Source organism: Epilithonimonas zeae (assembly GCF_900141765.1).
GTDB lineage: Bacteria > Bacteroidota > Bacteroidia > Flavobacteriales > Weeksellaceae > Epilithonimonas > Epilithonimonas zeae.
In genome coordinates, this window is sequence record NZ_FSRK01000001.1 from 1,989,703 (window position 1) to 2,012,586 (window position 22,884).

Annotated in this window: 21 protein-coding genes; 6 read left to right on the forward strand and 15 right to left on the reverse strand. The window is 35.9% G+C overall.

Annotation, left to right across the window (positions count from 1 at the left end):
* Positions 1–313: 313 nt before the first annotated feature.
* From BUR19_RS09155 to BUR19_RS09195, 9 genes are all read right to left on the reverse strand, one after another.
* Entirely contained in the window at positions 314–670 is a 357-nt protein-coding gene (locus BUR19_RS09155) for a hypothetical protein (RefSeq protein ID WP_074235024.1), read from the reverse strand.
* A gap of 64 nt (positions 671–734) precedes the next feature.
* A complete protein-coding gene (locus BUR19_RS09160; protein ID WP_074235026.1) occupies positions 735–1,403 on the reverse strand; it encodes a superoxide dismutase in 669 nt (222 codons plus the stop codon).
* 29 nt (positions 1,404–1,432) lie between these two features.
* Complete coding sequence (locus tag BUR19_RS09165) at positions 1,433–2,116, reverse strand: SCO family protein (protein ID WP_074235028.1); 684 nt, start codon at positions 2,114–2,116, stop codon at positions 1,433–1,435.
* Positions 2,113–2,382 carry a YHS domain-containing protein gene (locus BUR19_RS09170; RefSeq protein ID WP_074235030.1) on the reverse strand — a complete coding sequence of 90 codons (270 nt, stop codon included), beginning with the start codon at positions 2,380–2,382 and terminating at the stop codon, positions 2,113–2,115. Before BUR19_RS09170 ends, BUR19_RS09165 begins: the two co-directional genes overlap by 4 nt.
* 109 nt (positions 2,383–2,491) lie before the next feature.
* Positions 2,492–2,857, reverse strand: a complete 366-nt coding sequence (locus BUR19_RS09175) for a hypothetical protein (RefSeq protein WP_074235031.1) — start codon at positions 2,855–2,857, stop codon at positions 2,492–2,494.
* Positions 2,858–2,997: 140 nt separating this feature from the next.
* Positions 2,998–4,755 carry an endonuclease gene (locus BUR19_RS09180; protein ID WP_074235033.1) on the reverse strand — a complete coding sequence of 586 codons (1,758 nt, stop codon included), beginning with the start codon at positions 4,753–4,755 and terminating at the stop codon, positions 2,998–3,000.
* Between the two features lie 17 nt (positions 4,756–4,772).
* A complete protein-coding gene (locus BUR19_RS09185; RefSeq protein ID WP_074235036.1) occupies positions 4,773–5,306 on the reverse strand; it encodes a tRNA methyl transferase PRC-barrel domain-containing protein in 534 nt (177 codons plus the stop codon).
* A 167-nt stretch (positions 5,307–5,473) separates the two neighbouring features.
* The gene (locus tag BUR19_RS09190; protein ID WP_074235038.1) at positions 5,474–6,154 is read right to left on the reverse strand and encodes a response regulator transcription factor; all 681 of its coding nucleotides are present in this window, start codon (positions 6,152–6,154) and stop codon (positions 5,474–5,476) included.
* Positions 6,144–7,448, reverse strand: coding sequence for a sensor histidine kinase (locus BUR19_RS09195; RefSeq protein WP_074235040.1), 1,305 nt, complete (start codon positions 7,446–7,448; stop codon positions 6,144–6,146). The genes BUR19_RS09190 and BUR19_RS09195 overlap by 11 nt, the downstream gene beginning before the upstream one ends.
* A gap of 282 nt (positions 7,449–7,730) precedes the next feature.
* Between BUR19_RS09195 and BUR19_RS09200 the strand changes: the two genes are divergently transcribed.
* Positions 7,731–10,082, forward strand: a complete 2,352-nt coding sequence (locus BUR19_RS09200) for an outer membrane beta-barrel family protein (RefSeq protein WP_083600718.1) — start codon at positions 7,731–7,733, stop codon at positions 10,080–10,082.
* Between the two features lie 117 nt (positions 10,083–10,199).
* Here the strand turns inward: BUR19_RS09200 and BUR19_RS09205 are convergent, their stop codons facing one another.
* Together BUR19_RS09205 and BUR19_RS09210 are read right to left on the reverse strand one after the other, a co-directional pair.
* The gene (locus BUR19_RS09205; protein WP_074235044.1) at positions 10,200–12,572 is read right to left on the reverse strand and encodes a M1 family metallopeptidase; all 2,373 of its coding nucleotides are present in this window, start codon (positions 12,570–12,572) and stop codon (positions 10,200–10,202) included.
* Between the two features lie 85 nt (positions 12,573–12,657).
* A complete protein-coding gene (locus tag BUR19_RS09210; protein ID WP_074235046.1) occupies positions 12,658–13,236 on the reverse strand; it encodes a HupE/UreJ family protein in 579 nt (192 codons plus the stop codon).
* 61 nt (positions 13,237–13,297) lie between these two features.
* Here BUR19_RS09210 and BUR19_RS09215 point away from each other — a divergent pair, with 61 nt between their 5' ends.
* From BUR19_RS09215 to BUR19_RS09235, 5 genes are all read left to right on the forward strand, one after another.
* The gene (locus BUR19_RS09215; protein WP_074235049.1) at positions 13,298–13,801 is read left to right on the forward strand and encodes a DUF6702 family protein; all 504 of its coding nucleotides are present in this window, start codon (positions 13,298–13,300) and stop codon (positions 13,799–13,801) included.
* 161 nt (positions 13,802–13,962) lie between these two features.
* Entirely contained in the window at positions 13,963–14,559 is a 597-nt protein-coding gene (locus BUR19_RS09220) for a TetR/AcrR family transcriptional regulator (protein ID WP_074235050.1), read from the forward strand.
* A gap of 287 nt (positions 14,560–14,846) precedes the next feature.
* A complete protein-coding gene (locus tag BUR19_RS09225; protein ID WP_074235051.1) occupies positions 14,847–16,007 on the forward strand; it encodes an efflux RND transporter periplasmic adaptor subunit in 1,161 nt (386 codons plus the stop codon).
* 37 nt (positions 16,008–16,044) lie between these two features.
* On the forward strand, positions 16,045–19,215 hold the full coding sequence (locus tag BUR19_RS09230; protein ID WP_074235052.1) for an efflux RND transporter permease subunit: 3,171 nt from the start codon (positions 16,045–16,047) through the stop codon (positions 19,213–19,215).
* Between the two features lie 9 nt (positions 19,216–19,224).
* On the forward strand, positions 19,225–20,646 hold the full coding sequence (locus BUR19_RS09235; protein WP_074235053.1) for an efflux transporter outer membrane subunit: 1,422 nt from the start codon (positions 19,225–19,227) through the stop codon (positions 20,644–20,646).
* Between the two features lie 74 nt (positions 20,647–20,720).
* Here the strand turns inward: BUR19_RS09235 and BUR19_RS09240 are convergent, their stop codons facing one another.
* Genes BUR19_RS09240 through BUR19_RS09255 form a run of 4 tightly spaced genes read right to left on the reverse strand, consistent with a single transcriptional unit; the run spans position 20,721 to position 22,884 of the window.
* Entirely contained in the window at positions 20,721–21,083 is a 363-nt protein-coding gene (locus BUR19_RS09240; protein ID WP_074235054.1) for a response regulator, read from the reverse strand.
* A gap of 18 nt (positions 21,084–21,101) precedes the next feature.
* A complete protein-coding gene (locus tag BUR19_RS09245) occupies positions 21,102–21,677 on the reverse strand; it encodes a chemotaxis protein CheB (RefSeq protein ID WP_074235624.1) in 576 nt (191 codons plus the stop codon).
* Between the two features lie 10 nt (positions 21,678–21,687).
* Positions 21,688–22,518, reverse strand: a complete 831-nt coding sequence (locus BUR19_RS09250; RefSeq protein WP_074235055.1) for a CheR family methyltransferase — start codon at positions 22,516–22,518, stop codon at positions 21,688–21,690.
* Entirely contained in the window at positions 22,519–22,884 is a 366-nt protein-coding gene (locus BUR19_RS09255) for a response regulator (RefSeq protein WP_074235056.1), read from the reverse strand.

Genomic DNA, 22,884 nt, shown 5'->3' on the forward strand with positions numbered 1-22,884 from the left:
AAAGGTTTGACTTCGTCAAATATTTTGTTGAACACGAAGGCACAAGTTCTTTTGAAAGATTCTCTGCTTTAAGGCGCAAAGTTTGACTTCGTCAAATACTAATAATTCTTGCTGTCTTTAATTTAAAAAGACGATTATTTTTTGCTGAAATGTGAATTTTGTGCTCTGCTGCGATAGGGATAGTAACGGTTACCCCACAGGTCAGCGGCGGAGCGAAGCGGAGCCGTTGACCGAGGAGTATGAGTGTACAGCCCGACCCGAGTAACTGCTTTAGCGCCGGAGAGGGAATCGCCCTAATAATGAATTTGAAAATCTAAGTAATGGGAGGCCTGAAAACGTGTTTCAGATACAGATAAGAATAATCTGTGGTGTATGTGAAAGTAAGGCTGGTAACAAATCTTTGCCCTACCGTTTTGACTGCAGAAATCTCAACCGGAATATAACAGTCGATGATTTTCTGTGTAGGATTTTTGGATTTGGAATCTTCTGAGCTGTTTTTTGCAAGTTCTTTTCCGAGGTAACATTTGCCGTTGCAATGCAGCTCCGGCTTTTTCTTGTTGATACACAAAACATCCGAAATATAATCGTAATTAACCGCATACTCCACCAATGGCAACACCGGTTTGAGTACCAAATAAAAAACGAGTAATAGGTTAAAGATTAATTTCAAGACTCTGTTTTGAGGATTTAAAAAGCACAGACGAGCTGTGCTTTTTCTTGATATATTGAGATTGTTATTTAATAGCTTCCTCGTATCTTCTGCTGATTTCTTTCCAGTTGGTAACATTCCAAAGTGCTGCCAAATAATCTGCTCTTTTGTTCTGATATTTCAGGTAATAAGCGTGCTCCCAAACGTCGATTCCGAAGATTGGCGTTCCTTTGACCTCAGCGATATCCATCAACGGATTGTCCTGATTTCCAGAAGAGGTAACCGCTAATTTTTTATCAGCCGTCACCACTAACCAAGCCCAACCAGAACCGAAACGGTCTGCACCAGCTTTACTTAGTTTCTCTTTCAACGCATCCAAACTACCGAAAGAATCGTTGATTGCTTTTGCTAATTTTGCAGAAGGCTGCGTGTTTTTCTCAGGTGTCAAAACTGTCCAAAATAACTCGTGGTTGTAATGTCCACCAGCATTATTTCTAACAGCAGGGCTTTCTTTTGAAACGTGGGAAAGAATCTTTTCCAAGCTCTCTTTTTCCAGTGGTGTTCCAGCGATAGCCTTATTAAGATTAGAAACATAGGCCGCAGCGTGCTTTGAATAATGGATTTCCATTGTCTGTGCATCTACAGAACCTTCCAAAGCGTTATAAGCATAAGGAAGTGGCGTTTGCTTGAATTGTGCTGCTGCAAAAGTCGCTGCAGAAATTGCACTTGCCAGAAATATTTTCTTGATTTTCATGATAACTTTTTTTAGTAATTAGACATTTATTATTTTAATAATTTTCTGATATCTTCTATCAATTTTTCCCTGTCCGGATGGTACTTTCCTCGCAGACTTGTTTTAGTTCCAGCTTCATCTTCGTAATTCAAACCTGAATAATAAAGAATCGGCATATTGTTCTCATCGAATCGGCAACGCAGATTCCCTTCTTTGTCCACCAAAGCAATCATCCCGCTGTGATTAAGACTCTCCGAATCATCTTCTTTGTCCCCCACATAAATATCGAACATATCCGCTAAGTTACCGATATAATCTCGGTCTCCCGATAGAAAATGCCAATTAGGAGAATCAGCACCAATCATTCTAGCGTGATTTTTCAACACTTCAGGCGTATCATTTGTTGGGTCAATACTGATTGAGATAATCCCGAAATCTTTATTGTTGATTTGCTCATCGATGTATTTCATATTCGAATTCATCACGGGGCAAATCGTGGGACAACGGCTGTAAAAGAACTCCACAAGATAAACTTTCCCCAGCATATCCTTATTGGTAATCTTCTTGGAGTTTTGGTCAGTCAACGCAAAATCCGGAACTTTCATTACCGTATAAAGACTTTTCTTGAAATAGCTCATCCCAATTCCTATGACCAAAAATAATACCGCAAAAACTATTATCGGCAGAATCAGTTTGCTTTTCTGAAAAGACTTCTGTTTCTTTCTGTTTATCATTTCAGGGCGTATTTGACAGGACTTTTCTTGAATTCTTTTTTGCAGTGGTCGCTGCAGAAGCCATAAGTTTTTCCTTTATAGTTTACAGTATCTTTTAGGAATTCAGCTGTTTTCATATGACAGATCGGGTCATCTGCATTCACGACTTTCACTCCTTTGAGGTCGGTCTTAGGTTTCATTTTGGAAACCTGTTTTACTTTGGGTGTTTCCTGCGCACAAGACAGAGCAGACACCGAAAGCAGTATCATCAAAATATTGAATTTCATTTTTTGAAGTTGATTTAATAATAAAATTTTAAACGCAAAGGCGCAAATATTTTTTAGCTATTAACTGTTTAAAGTCGCAAAGACTAAAGTTAAAAGCTCGCAGATGTTATTAAACCAACGGTGGATGGAATATCCTTGAATCTAATGAGAAATTGTAGAATGAACTTAAATAAGAATTCTGTTTTTGATGGTCCAAGCTGAAATTTAAATTATTCAAAACTGTGAAAATATTCCCTACAGTAAATAATTCTGAGAATATGGAAAGTTTTAATTGGTCTTGTTTTGCAGAGTTCTGAGAAGATTTGGAAAGTTCTTTGGCCAAGTAGCATTTCCCTTTACAATTCATTTCTTTTTTTGCTCTGTTCTCGCAAAGATTTTTGGTGATGTAATTGTAATTCACGGTATAATCAACCAATGGCATTAACGGACGCAATGCTATTGTGAAAATGATGAATATAGAAATGAATGCTTTCAATACAACAAAAATAAAGCATTAGTCTCAGATAGCAAATGATATTTGACAGTAGATTGTAAGAGTTTACTGAAACTTAATTTTGAAAATAAAAAAGGTCAGAAGAAAAAACTTCTGACCTTTTTATAATGATTTGAAATTGATTAATCAACAATTACTTTCGTGCTGCTAGATTTTGTTTTCACAAAATAAACACCTTTAGAAAGTTTTTTCAAGTTGATTTTCTCGTTGTTGTTAACATTATTAACCGTCTGAACCAATTGTCCATTGGCGCTGTAAATCTGAACTGTTTCGTTCTTAGAAATCCCGCTGATGAACAATTCGCTGTTTTTCACAGGGTTTGGATAAACAGTTAATTTTTGGTTTTTAGCACTAGATTCTGAAACCGCCAATTTTGTGTAGCAAGTCCAAGACAAGTTATCAAAAGATACTCTGTTGCTTGTAGTATCGTCTACTAATTCAATCACTACATCACCTTCAACATCAATATTAGAAATTGTAGTCGTAGTAGCTGTTTTAGAATAAGGGATTTGTCCTTTCACAACACCATTAACTTTCAAAATATAGTTACCCGCAGAATCAGCAAAAGGTAAATAGGTCTTAACAGTCAATGAACCGATACCTCCGGAAATTGTAGAAGATTTCAATGAACCTTTTCTTAAACAGATTGCTCTGTTGTTATCTCCATCGATATGAATTTGCTTATCCGTTCTAGCATAAGTGGCAGTCCATGTAATGCCTTTATTAACCCATTGTCTGTCAAGGTAAGATGAGTTAGTAGCTGGTATAGTTTCAAAATCCTCAGTTCCACAAGTTGTCTCTGGCTCACCTGGATTTCCGTGTCCTGATGTTGTGCTCTCTACTGTATCACTATTATTAGATTTATTACCCGCCGCATCTTTTGCTACAACATACAAAATATAAGTTGTAGCAGAATTAAGTCCTGAGATTGTTCCGCTGTTTGTAGTAACCGTAGTTTTATATGTATTGTTCGCATAGATATCATATCCGCTAACCCCAACATTATCGGTAGAAGCTGTCCAGGATAATGAAATGCTAGAAGAAGTAGTCCCTGTAACACTAAGATTTGTTGGTACAGTTGGCGCCTCTGTATCAGTAGTACTTCCACCATTGAAGGTATCCGGCCAAGTATTCTGAGCTGCAGGACCTCCCCAAATTACAGTTGCTAAATAAGCATTGTCAATAAATGGATTTCTGTTATGCTGAATTCCAAAAACAACATTATTTCTTTGTCTTTCAAAATCAGAAACTGGATCTTCAGCATTCCATTTCAAAAGAATATCTGGGAAATCTGAAGAATAAGTTGAAGGATTCATTGTGATGTTCAAAGGAAGACATCTCGTGTTGTATCTTACATACATATACATCAAGATTCTGGCAACATCTCCTTTCCATTCGTCTCCAGGATACCATCCACCACGACTTGTTTTGTAAGCTGTTGCTCCGGTTCCGTCATCAAATAACAAACTTCCTCTTGTACTGTTCAAAGTATTGTCTGCCGGACGAAGGTGGTGACCATCTGAACCAGGACCAGAAGTTCCCAAGTTAGGCGTTCCTTTTGATTTTGCATAAACGTGCTCTCTGTTCCAACTTCCACTATAAGGACGGCTTCTCTGGTGCGTACCAGAACTCTGAGATCCATACATCAATAAGATGTTGTTTGGGTTAGCCGGATCTGCGTCACTCGTTTTGAAAAGTGATGCCAACCCTGCAGAGTATGCAATTGTCTGTGTATGGGTTGTTGTAATTAATGTTGCAAGATCAGCTTTTAATTCATTTTTAGTTTTGTTAAAGTTAACCCCAGAATAGTAAGACGGAGCCGACTGTGCAAAACCAATAAACGAAATCATACTTGCTAAAAAAGAAACTTTTAACTTCATTTCGAAAATATATTTAATTAGGTTGTTTTAATAATTTTATTTTGATAAATGATATCGAATGGATGTTCCTCAATAATTACTGAGACTTTGTTTTCAAACTCCAGAAAAAAACTGTTGTCAAACCTATAAAGCTTAGACTGAATTTTATTTTCATTAATCTGAGTCGAAATTTCTATATCAATTCCATTTTCTAATTCTTCGTTAGAAAAATTAATATCACTTAATTCTAAATTTTCTCCAAGGCGAATAACACATGTCAAAAGTCCCGGATGAGAATCTCCTGCGCCCACAAAAAGCCTGTTTTCTTTTTCATCAATATTAATGACATACAAAGGCTCTTTTTTTCCACCAACATTGATTCCTTTTCTTTGTCCAATCTTGAAATTTTCTACTCCCTGATGTTCTCCGACCAAAAAACCATCAAACAGCGAGTACTCTTTTTTCTGGGATTTCCAGATGAGTTCATCTTTCTTTGAATGAAATCTTGGCAATTCTCTACTATAGATTGGAGAGCTTGCAGGTATTTCAACTATTTGTCCTTTTTGGGTCATTAAAAATTAAATGAGTGATGATTATCAAAACCCCTTTTTGATTGGGGGCGCTAATATAGAAATTTATATTTAAACAAGGTGTAACTAATTATTAATTTACAATTATTAATAAAAAATTAACTTTTACAGAATATTTGATAATAATATTTTAGAATTTGATGTCAAAACTAAAATTTAGGAAACTCCACTTTGAAGCCTATTCCACGAACAGAATCGAATTTGATTCGTTCATCTTTCTGGAAATACTTGCGTAATCTGGTCATAAAAACATCCAGGCTTCTGCCAAGAAAGTAATCGTTCTCGCCCCAAAGTGTTTCAAGGATTTCTTTTCGATTGATGATTTTTTGATTGTTTTTGGAAAGCAAAAGCAACAACTCGGATTCTTTCTCGGTCAACTGAATAGTTTCATTCTGGAAAAGCAACTGAAACTGCGACGGAATGAAAGAATAATTTCCGAGTTTGATAATTAATTTTGTTGAAGATTGGTTTCTTTTGAGAATATTTTTGATACGTAAAATCAGTTCTTCCGGTTCGCAAGGTTTTGTGATATAATCGTCTGCGCCAAGTTTTAATCCTAGAATCCTGTCTATACTTTGTCCTTTTGCTGTCAGAAATAAAAATGGAATATCAGAAGTTTTTCTAATTTCTTTGGACAATTCAAAGCCATCAATTACTGGTAACATGACATCAAGAATTGCCAATTGGTATTGGTCAATCTGTTTTTTACTTTTCAGAATTTCTTCCGGATTCGCAATCCAATTGACCTCAAAATCGGAAAATTCCAAATATTGTTTCAGAACCATTCCCAAATCTGGGTCGTCCTCTACTAATAAAATTTTAGGCTTCATTCGGAATTGTTATTTTAAATGAAACTCCTTTCTTTTTTGGATTCACGTCGATATCGCCTTTGTATTTATCAACGATTTTTTTAACTAAAAAAAGACCGACTCCAAGACCGTTCACGTGAAGATTTTCATCTCGCGTGATGCGATAATATTTATCAAAAATATTTTGTTTTTCTTCTCTCGGAATTCCGATTCCGTCGTCGGAAACTTCCATTTCAATAAGCTTATTAAACTTAATCAAAACTTCGATTTCCTTTGCTCCGTATTTTGACGAATTATCGATAAGATTATCTATTATTTGTTTGAAATCATTTTGATACAACGACTTATTCTCAGTAAAATCAATTTTAATTTTGAAATCGATTTTATCAAAGGATTTTTTAATTTCTAAAAAGTAATTCTCGATGTCTTTTTTATCAATTAAAACATCATCAGAATCATTATTATGAATGGATGAAACGATATTCTCAAGACGTGTGATTTGACGTTCCAATAAAGCTTTGGTTTCAGAATCCGAAGATTGAGCGATTGAAAATTTCAAAGTTGTAATTGGCGTATTGAGTTCGTGAGCGATGGAATCAATTGTTGTGTGAAGCTGTGAGATTTTCTTTTCCTGACGATTTAGGTTTTTGATACTATTTCGGAATAGGATTACAATTAGAATTACAATCAATAAACTAATGATAATCAACGGAATAATTTTCTTTAAAACTAAAATTTTGACATTCAAAAGTTGGAAAGTCGATTTGGACTTTACCAAATAATAGTTTTTCTCATCCAGTTTCAAATCTGTATTTTCTCTCGTTTGACGACTCGACCATTTACCCTCATTAATAGTCAAAGGTTTTGTCATTTTTTTTACAGTTTGATACAAAACGAGCGACCGACCAGACGGCAAAAGTTCCATTTTCTGAACCTCATCTAATATTGAATAGATTTCGCTTTTCATTGCAATCTCAAAACCAGAATCTGCAATATTGTCTTTAAGAATTTTTTCTAATTTTTTGTTGTACAACTTCTCAGAACTATAAATTCTTTCAGGATTTGTAATCTTTTCTTTTTGAATCGTAATACCAGTTTTCAATCTCTCAAAATCGCCAACTAGTTTTTCTTCATTCGTTTCAGTTTCATATCTTTCCATTGTCTCCAACGTTTTGTCAGCAATGGCTCTAGCTCGTATAATAAGGTCTCTTTCCTGAAGACGATAAGAATTGTAGATATAATAGCCTTGCAGAACAACCAAAATAACAAGGCTGAACGTGAACAAAATCATCGTGATGTTTCTCTTCCGATTCATATTGATTTTTCTAAAACCACAAAAAATATTTTAAATACAAAGGCACAAAAGTTAATTTACAATCTTATTAATTTTAAAGGCACAAAGTTTTTAAACTTCGTTTAAGTGAAAAATCTTTGATTTTTTAGTGCCTTAAATTTTTTTCATTAAAAAATCTTTGTGTTCAACTTTACACACCAAAAATACAATCAAATTTCTTTCAAAATAAGCATTAACCTTCCATTAACCGTTCATTAACAAAACTTTCCTGCGTTTCGTCTCAATTTTGTCAAAATTATTGAAATGAAAATTTACATCAGCATTTTGTTATTACTTCCAATGTTTATTTGGAGTCAAAATATCAAAGGCCACATCGAAAACGAAAATCAGGAATCTATTTCCGAATCAAGCATTGAAATTAATGAAAACAAATCAATATTCTATTCTGACAAAGAAGGGAATTTTAGTATTGAAGGCATTTCGAAATTTCCTGTCTCAATAACAATCAAAAAATCAGATTATCAGGATTATGAAATCACTTTGGAAGAAAATGAATTTCTGAATATCATCCTCAAAAAAGACACTGTTAAATCCATTGAAAGTGTCACAATAAAAGCCAACAAACCTTTACTGAAAAGAAAAATCGATAGATTGGAATTTAACATCGATAAAACGCCACTTCAAAATCTGAATGCCTGGGACATCTTGAAAAGCACGCCCAACATCTTGGTAAAAAATGAAGAATTGAGCGTTCGTGGAAATTCTCAAATCATTGTCACCATTAATGATAAGAAAACATTGATGACTCAAGAACAATTGAAACAACTTCTGGAAAATACCGATGGAAATAATGTTTCCTCCGTGGAAGTCATCACCAATCCCCCGGCGAAATATGAAGCACAAGGCGGTGCTGTTATCAATATTAAAATGAAGCAAAATGTTCTTTCCGGCTACAAAGGAAGAATCTCAACAAGATATACGCAAGCGACTTATGCCAAAGGATTAATTGGAACATCGCAGTCTTATAACACAGACAAATGGCAGTTGACCGGAAACTATAACTTTGTGACCGGAGATTATGTACGATACAACTTTGATGTTGTAACCTTTGACAAAGACAAAACCCGTTGGGAAAGCGATATGGTAAGAAAAACACACGCCCACGAACAGCACGTCTATAATTTTTCCGGACAATATGCCGTAGATAGTTTGTCCACCATCCAGTTTGGTTTTGATGGTTATAATGCGCCCAACAACAATGGTCATTACAATGTTCCAACCAATATCTATAACACAGAGAACAATCAATTACAATCCAATTATTTGACATCCAACAAGAAAAGACAATATGATAACAGTTTCAATTCATATTTGGTTTATGATAAAAAATTCGGAAATCACAATCTGACCTGGACCAATAATTCAAGTACAAAACGCTTTAAGGAAAATCAGGATGTTGCAACTTTACTGAATTTTGACGGGCAACCTGAAAGCAATAACAGATTTGCGAACAACAGTATTCAGGATATTTCGCTTTATGCCACACAATTGGATTATCGATTTACTAATGACAAATTCACGCTGGAAAGTGGTCTGAAATATAGCTTTGTAAAGAACAAAAACGACCTCGATTTCTTTGACGGAACAAGCGGAACTTTGGTTCCTGATTTGACAAAAAGTAACCTATTTAATTACAAAGAGAATATTTTTGCTGGTTATATTTCATCGGAATACAAATGGAAAAAATGGGAAATGAAAGCAGGTTTGCGTTCGGAAACGACTCTTATAAAAACCAATTCGGACAATCCTGTGGTGGAAAACAAGACAACAAGAACCGGGCTTTTTCCTACGTTTTATCTGATGTATAATTTGAAAGAAGACCAGCAATTAGGATTCTCGTACGGAAAAAGAATCGACCGGCCGAACTATGATTTCCTGAATCCTTCCAAATCTTATTACAATCTGTATTCTTACTTCCAAGGTGATGCTTATTTAAAATCAACAATTATTCATAATCTGAGTTTGACTTATACTGTAAAAGACTGGAATTTTGAAGCCTATTACAGCTATATCAAAGACCCTTCTATGGAAATTTCTGTTCAGAATCCGCAGACTTTTGAAACAGTTTATAATTATACCAATATCGACCACGGACAAAATTTGGGAGTCAATTTCTCCAAAAGCATTTCTATAATGCCCTACTGGAAACTGAATCTTTTTGGAATGGGAGAATTTCAGGAAAATTACTTTATGGGAACAGACAAAATTCTTTACAAAAATGATGTCTTCTTTTACAATGCGAATGTTTCGACACAAATCACTTTGGACAAAGCAAAAACCTGGGATTTGAATGTGTCTTATGTTTATAATTCCAAGACGATACAGGGTTCTTTTGACATCAGTTCTTCCCAGAGAACCAATATCATCATCAATAAAAAAATGTTTGATAAAAAATTGGAAGCTGGCTTGGTTTTCAATGATATTTTCCGAACAGATAAGAACATAATCTCGACAAGATATGCTGACCAAAACCAGTATTTCAAAGATTATCGTGACACGCAGTATGTTATGATAAATCTGAAGTATAACTTCGGAAATCAAAAAGTTAAAGATGCGAAGGCTGGCCGTAAAACGGATGAGCAGAATAGACTTTGATATCAATGATAATCGCTGAATGATAATTGATTTAATCAAAAAACTTAACACTTTTAATTAAAAAAACGGTTGTTTCAAATATGAACAACCGTTTTAATTTTATATCAATGTCAGTTTCTATTTCTTTCCCGCAGCCTGCATCGGATTTACTTTTCCATTGGAAGCACCTCTTGCAGCATCTTTTTGTTTCTGTTTGAAAACCTGGAATTTGCTTGGTGTTTCTGATGAAGTTGAAGCAGCCCAGAAATTATTAGAAGTATCAATATCTGCTGTTTCTCTCATTGGGTCGACTTGGACAGACTTCAGTTTCTTATCAAAATAATAAGTCTTGGAAGCTTTTTGTTCGTTATGTCTCCAAATCTGAACACTTATTTTGTCATTCAGTTTCGAACCATCCTCAAATGTAAATTCCAAAATGATTGGCATCACCAATCCACCCTTATTCGAAAAATCGATTTGATAAGCGGTCACATTATTTTCTTTTTTGATGTCTTTTGCATCTAATTTCTCTAGGTTTCCAGTCGTTAAATTATATTCTTTAGATGTATCTACTTTCTCCTGCCCACGGTCATATCTGTAATAGAAATCCTGAACATCTTTGTCTGATTCTACATAGAATTTGATGTTCTTATCTTCTTTGTTTCTGATTTTGGAAACATCTTCAAACTCGTTTTGAACAGGTTTTTCAACATTATATTTAACCGTTTCAGATTGAGGTGTTGAATCAAAGTCAGGTATCGCAACTGTCACTTTATCTAAAGAAATATCTACAGGATCTGTTCCATAAAACCAGCCTCTCCAGAACCAATCCAGATCTTCCCCACTCGCATCTTCCATCGTTCTGAAAAAATCTGCTGGTTCAGGATGACGGAAAGCCCATCTTTTTGCATAAGTCTTGAAAGCTTTATCAAATAAGTCTCTTCCCATAATGGTTTCACGAAGAATATTAAGCCCAGTTGCCGGTTTTGAATAAGCATTCGGACCAAATTTTGCGATGTTTTCGGAATTAGACATAATCGGTTCCAAATCATCTTTCGGAAGTTTCATATAGTCAACGATTGTCCAAGCTGGGCCACGTTTTGACGGGAATTTATTATCCCATTTTTCTTCGGTCAAATATTCAACAAAAGTATTGAGACCTTCATCCATCCAGCTCCATTGTCTCTCATCAGAATTGATAATCATTGGAAAGAAATTGTGACCCACTTCGTGGATAATTACGCCTAACATTCCATTTTTGATGGCTTCAGAATAAGTTCCGTCTTTTTCGGTTCTTCCGTAATTGAAGCAAATCATCGGATATTCCATTCCGTTCGAAGCTTCCACAGACTGTGCTACTGGGTATGGATAAGGAATCGTGAATTCTGAATAAGTTTTAATCGTGTGAGCTACAGCTTTTGTAGAGAATTTTCTGTAAAGTCCGTAAGCTTCTTTTCCGTAAAAGCTCATTGCCATTACTTTATTATTATTTTCAGGAATCGTAACTCGCATCCCGTCCCAAATAAATTTTCTTGAAGAAGTCCAGGCAAAATCACGAACGTCATTCGCTTCAAAAACCCAAGTTTTTCTTTGTTTGGAGTGATTTTTCTCTGCTTTTTTGGCTTCGTCTAATGTTACAATTTCTACCGGTTCGTTCGCAGATTCGGCTTTTCTATATCTCGCTAATTGCTCGGAAGTCAAAACCTGTTCGTAGTTTTTACATTCGCCCGTTCCACCGACAACGTGGTCAGCAGGAACATTCATTTTTACTTTATAATTTCCAAAAACCAAAGAAAATTCGCCGCGTCCTGTGAACTGATGATTCTGCCAGCCGTGAAAATCACTGTAAACACACATTCTTGGAAACCATTGTGTGATGGTGTAAAGGTCGTTTCCGTCTTCAGGGAAATTTTCATATCCACCTCTTCCGCCTTTTTCGATACGATTCGGGATGTTGTAGTTCCAATTGACTTTGAAAACAAATTTCTCTCCTTTTTTCAATGCTTTTGGAAGGTCAATTCGCATCATTGTTTTGTTGACCACATATTTCAACGGATTGCCGGAAACATCGGTTACTTTTTCCAGATTTACCCCATAACCATTATCAGAAACAGGAAGTTGAGTTGCTTTTAGTTTATCAATCGTTGTTCTTTTAGGCAAAGTAGAAGAGAAGGAATAATCTGCATTTTTCACAGAAGATTGTTCATTTTCGTCCAGCTGTAGCCATAGATAATCCAAATCATCCGGTGAATTATTGTAATATGTGATTGTTTCTGAACCTTTCAGATTTCTTTTATCTTCATCCAGATAAGCCTCAATATCATAATCCGCACGTTGTTGCCAATAAGCGTGGCCTGCTGCTCCAGAAGCTGTTCTATATACATTGGGCGTTGGAAGAATGGTTCCGAGTTGTTCGAATTTGTTTCCGTGGTTGCTTCCAGGATTATTTTGGATATTCTGTGCTGAAACCACAGCAGAACAGAATAAAAGTCCTAAAACTTTTAATTTCATTTTTTTCAAAAACAATTAGATTATAATTCCTTACAAGTAATCAAATTTAGTAAATTGTTACTAATAATTTAAATTCTAAATTAAATTAAAAAGGAAATCGCTCTAAAGTCATTTTTAAAGCCAATGCGAAAACTCCCGACGAAACAAATAGAATCCAATCTTTTCTGTTGACTCTGAAAACTTTGAGAAGAATGAAAAGCAGAATCAAAATTGCAATTACCACGATAATCTGTCCCAACTCCAAACCAATGTTGAAGCCTAAAAGCGGAACGAAAATACTTTGTTCTTTAGCCAACATCATTCTGGCCGTGTTCGCAAATCCCATCCCGTGAATCAAACCGAAAATTAATGCTAAATAATAGTTGAGATTCATCAGCGTTTTCTGATTGCTTTTCATCAGAATGTTACCCAATGCGGTGATGACAATGGTCAAAGGAATCAGAAACTCGACCCAATTTCCGGGAACTCGCAGAATATTGAGCGTGCTCAGTGCCAAAGTGATGGAATGTCCGATGGTAAAAGCGGTTACGAGAATCAGGATTTTTTTGAAATCGTTGTATGAATAAACTGCAATCAGCGCCAAAATAAAAAGCTGATGGTCCAGCGCATCCAGAGAAATAATGTGTTCCCAACCGAGTTTCAAGTAAAAAATAAAATCCTGCATCCTATCATTTAAAAAAGAATTACGAAAATAATGATTAATTTCGATTTAAATTTTGGGTGTGATGAAGAACTTTCTTTCTACAATTGCTATTTTTTCTTTGGCTTTGGCACTTTTCTCTTTCAAATTTCATCCTTATCACGTTGGCTCTATGGAATTTAATTATAACCAAAAGTCAAAAGCATTTGAAGTTTCGGGACGTTTTTTTATGGATGATTTAGAGAATGCAATTAATAAAAAATATGGAAAAAATCTTCATTTCCTGAATTCAAAATCTGAAAAGGAAATGAATGAAGCGCTAAAAAACTATGCTTCAGAATATGTGAAATTGAAAGTGAACAATCAATTTGTGAAAGTTAATTTTGTTGGTTACGAGGAAGATAAGGAAAGTGTTGACATTTTTCTGGAATCTGAAACTGTTTCTAATCCTAAAAAAGTTGAAACTGCAGTCAGTTTTCTTTATAACCTTTTTGATGACCAAATGAATATCATTCACATTGTCATAAACGGTCAACGTAAAAGTGAAAAACTGAATTATCCTGACCGTTATCTCTTTCAGGAGTTTTGATTGAAAATAGTTATCGTTTTTATCAATAATCAGATCAAAGCGCGATTGAGAAAAGGTTTAAAGACTCATCAACTGCAATTTAAAATTAATTACGTTGAAATAATTTGGTACTAAAGAGTAAAATGTTCTAATTTTGCTAACGCTGTTAGAAATAATACAAAATGGGAGTTCACGAACGTCGTCAAAGAGAAAAAGAATCAATACGCGCCAATATTTTGGACGCTTCTTTTAATTTGGCTAAAACAGAAGGTTGGGCTTCGCTTTCCATTAGAAAGATTGCGGATGCTATAGAATACAGTGCACCAGTTGTTTACGATTATTTTGAAAATAAAGAAGCTATTCTTTATGAAATCTCATTAAATGGCTTCCATCAATTACACATCGAATTACTGAAAGCACAGAAAAAACACGATGAGCCAGAAGATCAATTGACTGCTATTGTGGATGCTTACTGGAAATTTGCATTCAAGAATAAAGAGTACTATCAATTGATGTTTGGGCTTGGAATGCAGTGCAGCGGAAAAGGAATGATGAAGGAAGAATTTTCTTCGTTTCAGGATATGCTTTATGAATGCACCTTGGAAATCATCAATAAAAAAGGATCGAATCCAGATAATGCCTGCCACTCTTCTCATGCTTTATTTTCAGCCGTTCACGGGTTAATATCTATTATGATGATGAGAAATGCGGATATCCCTTCTACAATGAACAAAACAACATTAGACGAAACTGTTTCAGCTTTTATTAAGTCATTGTAATTTTTTTTGATTTATCAATTAACACTGTTAGGAAAATTAACATTAAATTAATGTAGCGTTTGATCCAAAGTTCAAAATTTGAAGAAATCAAATTTGTCATAAAATATTAACACTGTTAGTTATACTAACACATTATTATCAATTTTAGTAGATTAAACTGTCATGGAAACAACAATATAAGCTCAACCGAATATTATATTTTTTTGAACAAATTATTAACACTGTTAGGAAATATAACTATAAAACTATTAAGAACATATTTAACTAAACTTAATTCATATCTCAAAATGAAAACTATTACTAAACTAAAATTTATTGTACTTCTATCAAGTATTATACTTTTACAAAATTGCACCAAAGCGGCAGAAGGTGCAGGAGCGCCACCGCCAGCTCCAGAATTGCCTGTTTATACTGTAATTACATCCAATACTTCAACTTTTCAGGAATTTCCAACTGCTTTGGAGGGAAAGAACAATGTGGAAATCAGATCTCAGGTGGATGGTTATCTGGATAAAATTTATGTGGAAGAAGGTGCATTCGTGAGAGCTGGACAGCCTCTTTTCAAAATAGATTCCAGATCTTATGGCGAGCAGGTGAATATGGCAAGTGCCAACCTTCAGGCTGCAAATGCTAACATCCAGAAAATGAAAGTCGAAGTAGACCGATTAACAACTTTGGTTGCTGAAAAAGTAGTTTCTGATGTTCAATTGAAAACAGCGAAAGCGAATTACGCAGTCGCAGTTGCAACAGCAGCACAAGCAAAAGCAGCTTTGGGAGGTTCTAGAATTACAAATGGATTTACGACGATTACAGCTCCAGTTAGCGGCTATCTTGGCAGAATTCCATATAAAAAAGGAAGTCTGATTTCCAAGACAGATCCTACTCCGCTGACTTTCGTTTCGGACATCAGCGAGATTTATGCTTATTTCTCCATCAGTGAAATCGATTTTATTGCTTTCCAAAAGAAATATGTCGGCGCAACGCTGGAAGAAAAAATGAGAAATATGCCTTTGGTAGATTTGGTAATTGCAGACAACTCCACTTATTCTGAAAAAGGAAAAATGAAAATGATTGATGGTCAATTTGATAAAAGTACAGGCGCAATCACAGTTCGTGCGACTTTCCCAAATCCAAACGGAACTTTGAGAAGCGGAAACACAGGAAAAGTTAGAATGCCTCAATTATTGTCGAATGCAGTTGTTATTCCGCAAGAATCAACTTTTGAAATTCAGGATAAAACTTACGTTTACGTTCTTGGAAAAGATAAAACTGTGACTAGTAAACCAATCACAATTTCAGGAAAAACTGAGCATTATTATTTCATTTCCGAAGGACTTAAAAAAGGTGACCAAATCGTATTTACAGGCTTGGGCAGCTTAAAAGATGGTGCATCCATCAAACCAAAAATGATTTCTTCTGACAGCTTATTAACAGCGACGCCTTTGTAAATCAATCATTAACAGAAGACTTAAAACTATACTTCTTATGCTAAAACAATTTATAGAAAGACCCGTACTTTCAACGGTTATTTCGATCATCTTATTATTATTGGGATTGCTCTCGGTTTTCCAATTGCCGATTACATTATTCCCGGATATTGCGCCGCCAAGCGTTCAGGTAACGGCATCTTATCCCGGTGCTAATGCCGAAGTTGTTGCCCGTTCTGTTGCGAATCCAATTGAGGAAGCTGTGAACGGTGTGGAAAATATGACTTATATGACATCCAACTCCAGCAACGATGGATCATTGACTTTGAATATCTATTTCAAACAGGGTTCTGATCCAGATAATGCAGCAGTTAACGTTCAAAACAGAGTTTCCAAAGCGATGAGCCAGCTTCCGCAAGAGGTTGTTCAGGCTGGGATTTCTACTCAGAAAGTTCAGAACAGTTTCATTATGTTTATGGGAATCACGAGTGATGATCCTAAACAATATGACGAGCTTTTTCTTCAGAATTATATGAAGATCAATATCATTCCACAGCTTCAACGTATTCCGGGAGTTGCTCAGGCTCAGGTTTTTGGGTCTAAGGATTACTCTATGAGAATATGGCTGAAACCTGATCGTCTGGCTGATAACAATCTTTCGCCTCAGGAAGTTTTGACGGCAATCAAAAACAGTAATCTTGAAGCTGCGCCAGGAAGATTTGGTCAAGGAAGTAAGGAAACTTACGAGTACATTCTTAAATATAAAGGTAAATTAAACAAAAACGAAGATTACGAAAATATCGTCATCAAATCCAATAGTGATGGTTCTTTCCTAAGATTGAAAGATGTTGCAAGAGTAGAATTTGGTTCTTATAGTTATACTGCAGCAAACAGAGTGGATGGAAAACCGGTTGCAGGTTTTGCGATTCTTCAAACGGCTGGATCTAATGCCAACGAAATCTTAACCGAAGTTGAAAGACAGGTTGAAGAATTCAAAACGACATTACCAAAAGGTGTGAAACCGATCATTATGTACAATTCCAAAGACTTTTTGGATGCATCTATTCATCAGGTTGTTGAAACGTTGGTCATTGCATTTATCCTGGTTTTCATCGTGGTTTATATTTTCCTTCAGGATTTCAGATCAACATTGATTCCGGCGATTGCAGTTCCGGTTGCGATTATTGGTACATTTTTCTTCCTGAATCTATTCGGGTTCAGTATTAATATGTTGACTTTGTTTGCTTTGGTTCTTGCCATTGGAATCGTCGTCGATGATGCGATTGTAGTTGTGGAGGCTGTCCATTCTAAGATGGAACACACAGGACTTCCTGTAGATCAGGCAACCAGAGAATCGATGAGCGAAATTTCAGGTGCGATTATTTCTATTACTTTGGTGATGTCGGCGGTTTTCGTTCCGGTTGGCTTTATGCAAGGTCCTGCGGGTGTTTTCTACAGACAGTTTGCTTTCACTTTAGCGATTGCGATTTTGATTTCTGCTATTAATGCATTGACATTGAGCCCCGCTTTATGTGCACTTTTACTGAATGATCCTCAGGGAGAACATAGCGAACACGGTCACAAAACTGGATTTGGAGCCAGATTTTTCAACGCTTTTAATACAAGTTTTAATAATCTGACCAAAAAATATATTTACAGTCTCAAATTCTTGATCAAGAACAAATGGGTAAGCGTTGGCGGATTGGTTTTGATTACGGCAATCACTGTATTTTTGGTTAATAAAGCGCCTTCAGGATTTATCCCTACAGAAGATCAAGGTTTCGTTTTATATGCCGTGAATACGCCTCCAGGAAGTTCATTGGAAAGAACCAACAAAGCGACAGAACAAATTGATAAAATTGTAAATGGTGAAAAAGCGACCAACCATCTTTGGGTTGCGGACGGACTAAACTTCATCAGTAATGCCAATGCGTCGCCCTACTCTGCCGGTTTCATCAAACTTAAAGATTATGAAGATCGTGGCGATGTAAAAGATCCGGATCAGATTGCAGCAGGATTGACAGGAAAAGTAGCGCAGGTAAAAGATGCGAGTGCATTCTTCTTCAACTTCCCTACTGTTCAAGGTTTTGGTAACGTTTCTGGTTTCGAATTTATGTTGCAGGATAAAACCAACGGTTCTTTTGAGCAATTGGGAACCACGACTCAGGCTTTCATCGGCGAATTAATGAAACGTCCGGAAATTGCTTTTGCATTCACGACTTATGCAGCAGGAAATCCTCAATATACTATTGAAGTTGATGCCGACAAAGCCAATCAGCTGGGGGTTTCTGTAACCGATCTGATGCAGACAATGCAGATTTATTACGGAAGTAGTTTCGTTTCAGATTTCAACAGATTTGGAAAATACTACAGAGTAATGGCTCAGGCTGATGTACCTTATAGAACCGATGCTAACTCGTTGGAAGGAATTTATGTTAAGAATAACCAAAGTGAAATGGTTCCTGTTAAAACATTAGTGACTTTGAAAAGATCTTTCGGACCAGAAACTGTGACCAGAAATAACTTGTTCAATGCGGTAACTATCAACGGAACACCGAAACCAGGTTATAGTACAGGTGACGCCATCAAAGCGGTTGAAGAAACTGCCAAAAAATCGCTGCCAAGAGGCTACGGATATGAATGGACGGGGATCACACGTGAAGAGAGACAAACTGGAGGACAAACGGCTTTCATTTTTATGTTGAGTATTTTGTTTGTTTACTTTTTATTGGCTGCTCAATATGAGAGTTACATTCTGCCTTTCGCAATTATTTTAACGATTCCTACAGGTATTTTCGGGGTTTATGCTTTCACAGGATTAGCTGGAATTGATAATAATATTTACGTTCAGGTTGGATTGATTATGCTCGTTGGATTGCTCGCGAAAAATGCAATTCTGATTGTGGAATTCGCTGTTCAAAGAAGACACGCAGGTAAAACTTTGATTGAATCTGCGCTCCAAGCTTCGAGGCTGAGATTGAGACCAATTTTGATGACATCGTTTGCGTTCATCATCGGAATGTTGCCTTTGGTTTGGTCGCAAGGTGCGGCGGCAAAAGGAAATCATTCCATTGGAATCAGTACAGTTGGCGGGATGTTGACCGGTGTAATTTTCGGAATCTTCATCATTCCGGTAATGTATGTGATTTTCCAATATCTGCACGAGAAAATGCCTAGCAGAAAGAAGCGCAGACTTAAAAAAGAAAAAGCAGCTTTAAACCTTATTTAAAAAACTAAAATGAATATAATTACTAAAATAAAAGAGGTTTTGGGAATATCGCTGATTGCGGTAGGTGCAATTTCCTGTATGCCAAAGCTGGCATTGGAAAAAGTGACGCCAGAGTTACCAGAAGCCTTCAAACAGACTGCTACAGCCGATACAGCGAGCGTTGCGAATCTGGAATGGAGACAATTTTTTAATGACCCGATTTTACAAGGTTTGATAGAAAAGGGAATCAAAAATAACTACGATTTGCAGATTGCTTTAAAGCAAGTTGCATCTTCTCAAGAACGTTTGAAACAAGCAAAATATATGCAATATCCGGATGTTGGTTTCGGAGTTTCTGCACAGATTTCCAAACCTTCCAAGAATAGTATGAACGGACAAAGTCTGAACTTATTTTTAGGACAAAGTCACGTTGAGGATTATAATGCGGCGTTCAATCTGTCTTGGGAAGCTGATATCTGGGGAAAAATCAAAAACCAGCAGGAGGTTTCTAAAATGCAATATCTGCAGACTTATGAAGCGACAAAAGCAATTCAGACCCAAGTAGTGGCAGCGATTGCGCAAGGTTACTACAACCTTCTAATGCTGGATAAACAACTACAAATTGCAAAATCGAATTTGGAATTGAGTACCAATACGCTTTCTATCACAGAAAAAATCTGGAAAAGTGGCGATGCGACTTCTTTGGGGATTCAACAATCTAAAGCTCAAAAAGAATATACAGAACTTTTGATTACACAGTTGGAGCAAAATATTGCCATTCAGGAAAATGCGTTAAGTATTTTGATAGGTGAAAATCCGACAAAAATCAACAGAACGATTGAAATGTCGGACACTTCCCTACCTCAAAATTTATCTGCCGGATTACCTGCAGCAATGGTAAGCCGCCGTCCGGATGTTCGTCAGCAGGAACTGGTTTTGCTGGAATCTAATGCTCTGATTGGAATTGCCCAAGCGAATATGTATCCGTCTTTGAAAATAACTGCAAATGGAGGTGTAAATTCTTTCAAAATTGATAACTGGTTTCAGATCCCGGCATCGTTGTTTGGCTCTGCTTTAGGAGGATTGACTCAACCTATTTTCCAAAAAAGACAATTAAAAACTGATTTGAATGTAGCTAAAATACAAAGAGAGAAAAATGTTTTGGCATTTCGTCAATCTGTCCTGAATGCTGTCGGCGAAGTTTCTGATGCTTTGGTTTCTAATGAAAGTCTAAAAGTTCAGGAACAAAAGGCAAGCGAACAAGTTTCAACATTGAAAGATGGAATAAAAAGCGCTGAACTACTTTATAAAAGCGGAATGGCAAATTACTTAGAAGTGATTGTTGCTCAAGGTAATTCTCTGCAAGCTGAACTGAATCTTGCTTCTGTTAAAAGACAGAGACTGAGCAGTATTGTTGACCTTTACCGAGCGCTTGGTGGCGGTTGGAAGTAATTTCTATATTTAAATTAAATTGTTAAAAAATGCAGTCTTTTGGGACTGCATTTTTTGTTTTTGAATACATATTTTTAATTCAAATATTTAGCAACTTTCTGTTCCAAATCTTCCAGATCAAAAGGCTTCGCAACAAAGTCATCAGCTTGGGCGCTTTCGGCTAAAGACTCGATGTCGTTATTAGCAGTTACATAGATTACTGGAATGTGTTTGAATTCTTCCTGGCTTTTCAAGAGTTTTGTTGCTTCTATTCCTCCAATATTCGGAATCCAGTTATCCATCAGAATAATATCCGGATAAAACTCCGACACTTTCTCGAGAATATTATGCGAAGTTTGCGATATATCGACTTCGTAACCACCATCTTCAAAAATAATAGAAATCAGTTCCAGAAGTGTGGTATCATCATCAAAGATTAATATTTTTTTCTTGCTCATATAAAGTTAATTTAAAATCTATAGTTTATTATTTTTATTTAATTCATTAAGTTGGATTGGAAGATTTTCAGAAGTTATCAATTGATTAAATCTTACTCGTTCCGCAGCTTGTCTTGGCATATAATCTACTTGCGCTGTATCAGGATTTTGTATCCATATTTTACCTCCATTTTTTTTGATGTGCTGCAAACCTTCGACACCATCAGAATTGGCTCCCGACAAAAGAACAGCTAACAATTTGTCACCAAATACTTCTCCAGCGGAACTGAAAGCTATATCAATTGACGGGCGGGAAAAATGCAGCTTCTCTGATCTGTCCAGTGAAACATTTGTTTTATCATCAAACAATAAATGATAATCTGCCGGAGCAATGTAAATTTTATTGATTTCTATTTCTGTTTTATCTTCTATTTCTATGACTTCTATCTTAGAATATTGTTGTAATAATGATGGTAAAATACTTACAGATTGTGCTTTGCGATGAACAACCAATACGATAGAAAAACTCAAATCCGCATCAAGATTTCTAATGAGTTCTATAATCACTTGCAAACTGCCGGCTGATCCTCCTATAATCACTAATTCTGTTTCCATCCTTATTGTATTAATTGTGATCCGCTTTTTTCCAAATCTTCTGATCATCCAACTGCTGATATCTCTTTTGAAGATGAGAAAATCGCAATGTTTCCTTCGTACCCAAAGCCAGATAACCAAGATTCTCCAAACTATCATCAAAAAGATGGAAAACTCTTTCTTGTAGTCGCTTATCAAAATAGATCAAAACATTACGGCAAATAATCAATTGAAAACTATTAAAAGAACTATCTGAAACTAAATTATGCGTTGATAGTATCATCTTTTCTTTCAAGCTTTTATCAAATCTTGCACTGTCATAATTGGCTGTATAATAATCTGAAAAATCTTTTTTTCCACCGGAAAGTATATAATTTTCAGAATAAATCTTCATCTGATTAATCGGAAACACACCTGAACTTGCTGTCTCTAAAACCGACGGATTGATATCTGTTGCATAAATCAAAGACTTGTTATAAAGACCTGCTTCTTTCAATAAAATCGCGACCGAATAAGCTTCTTCTCCTGTAGAACATCCTGCCACCCAAATTCTTATCAGCGGATAAGTCCCCAACTGTGGTAAAACCTTTTCTCTCAGAGCTTTGAAGAAATGAGGATCTCTAAACATCTCGGTGACATTGACAGTGATTTCTTCTATGAAATGTTTCAAATAACCCGGATCATTGACGATTTTATACCGCAATTCAGCAAAACTCGTGAACTTATCTATCAGACAAATTCGGTTGATTCTTCGTTTAAAAGAGGCTCTGCTGTAAAGTGAAAAATCATAACCATAAACCTCGTGAACATCTTTGATAAGGTGCTCTACTTCGTGATCTAAGACAATATTAGGTTCTAACATTTATGACTTTTTTTCTATGGCAATCAATAACTGATCCACATTAATCGGTTTTGTAATATAGTCGTCTGCTCCGGCTTCCAAACACTTCTCACGGTCTTGCGCCATTGCTTGTGCTGTTACAGCAATAATAATTTTATCCTTTATCGCAGGCGTTTCACGAATGATTTTCATTGCCTGATATCCATCCATATCGGGCATCATCATATCCATCAAAACAATAGTGATATCACTGTCTTTTTTTAAGATATCAATCGCTTCCTGACCCGTTGCAGCAGTTTCAGTGGTGTAATGTCTGGCTTTCAAAGTCAGTTTTAAAGCAAAAATATTTCGTGGATCATCGTCCACTATCAGAACTTTTTTATTCAT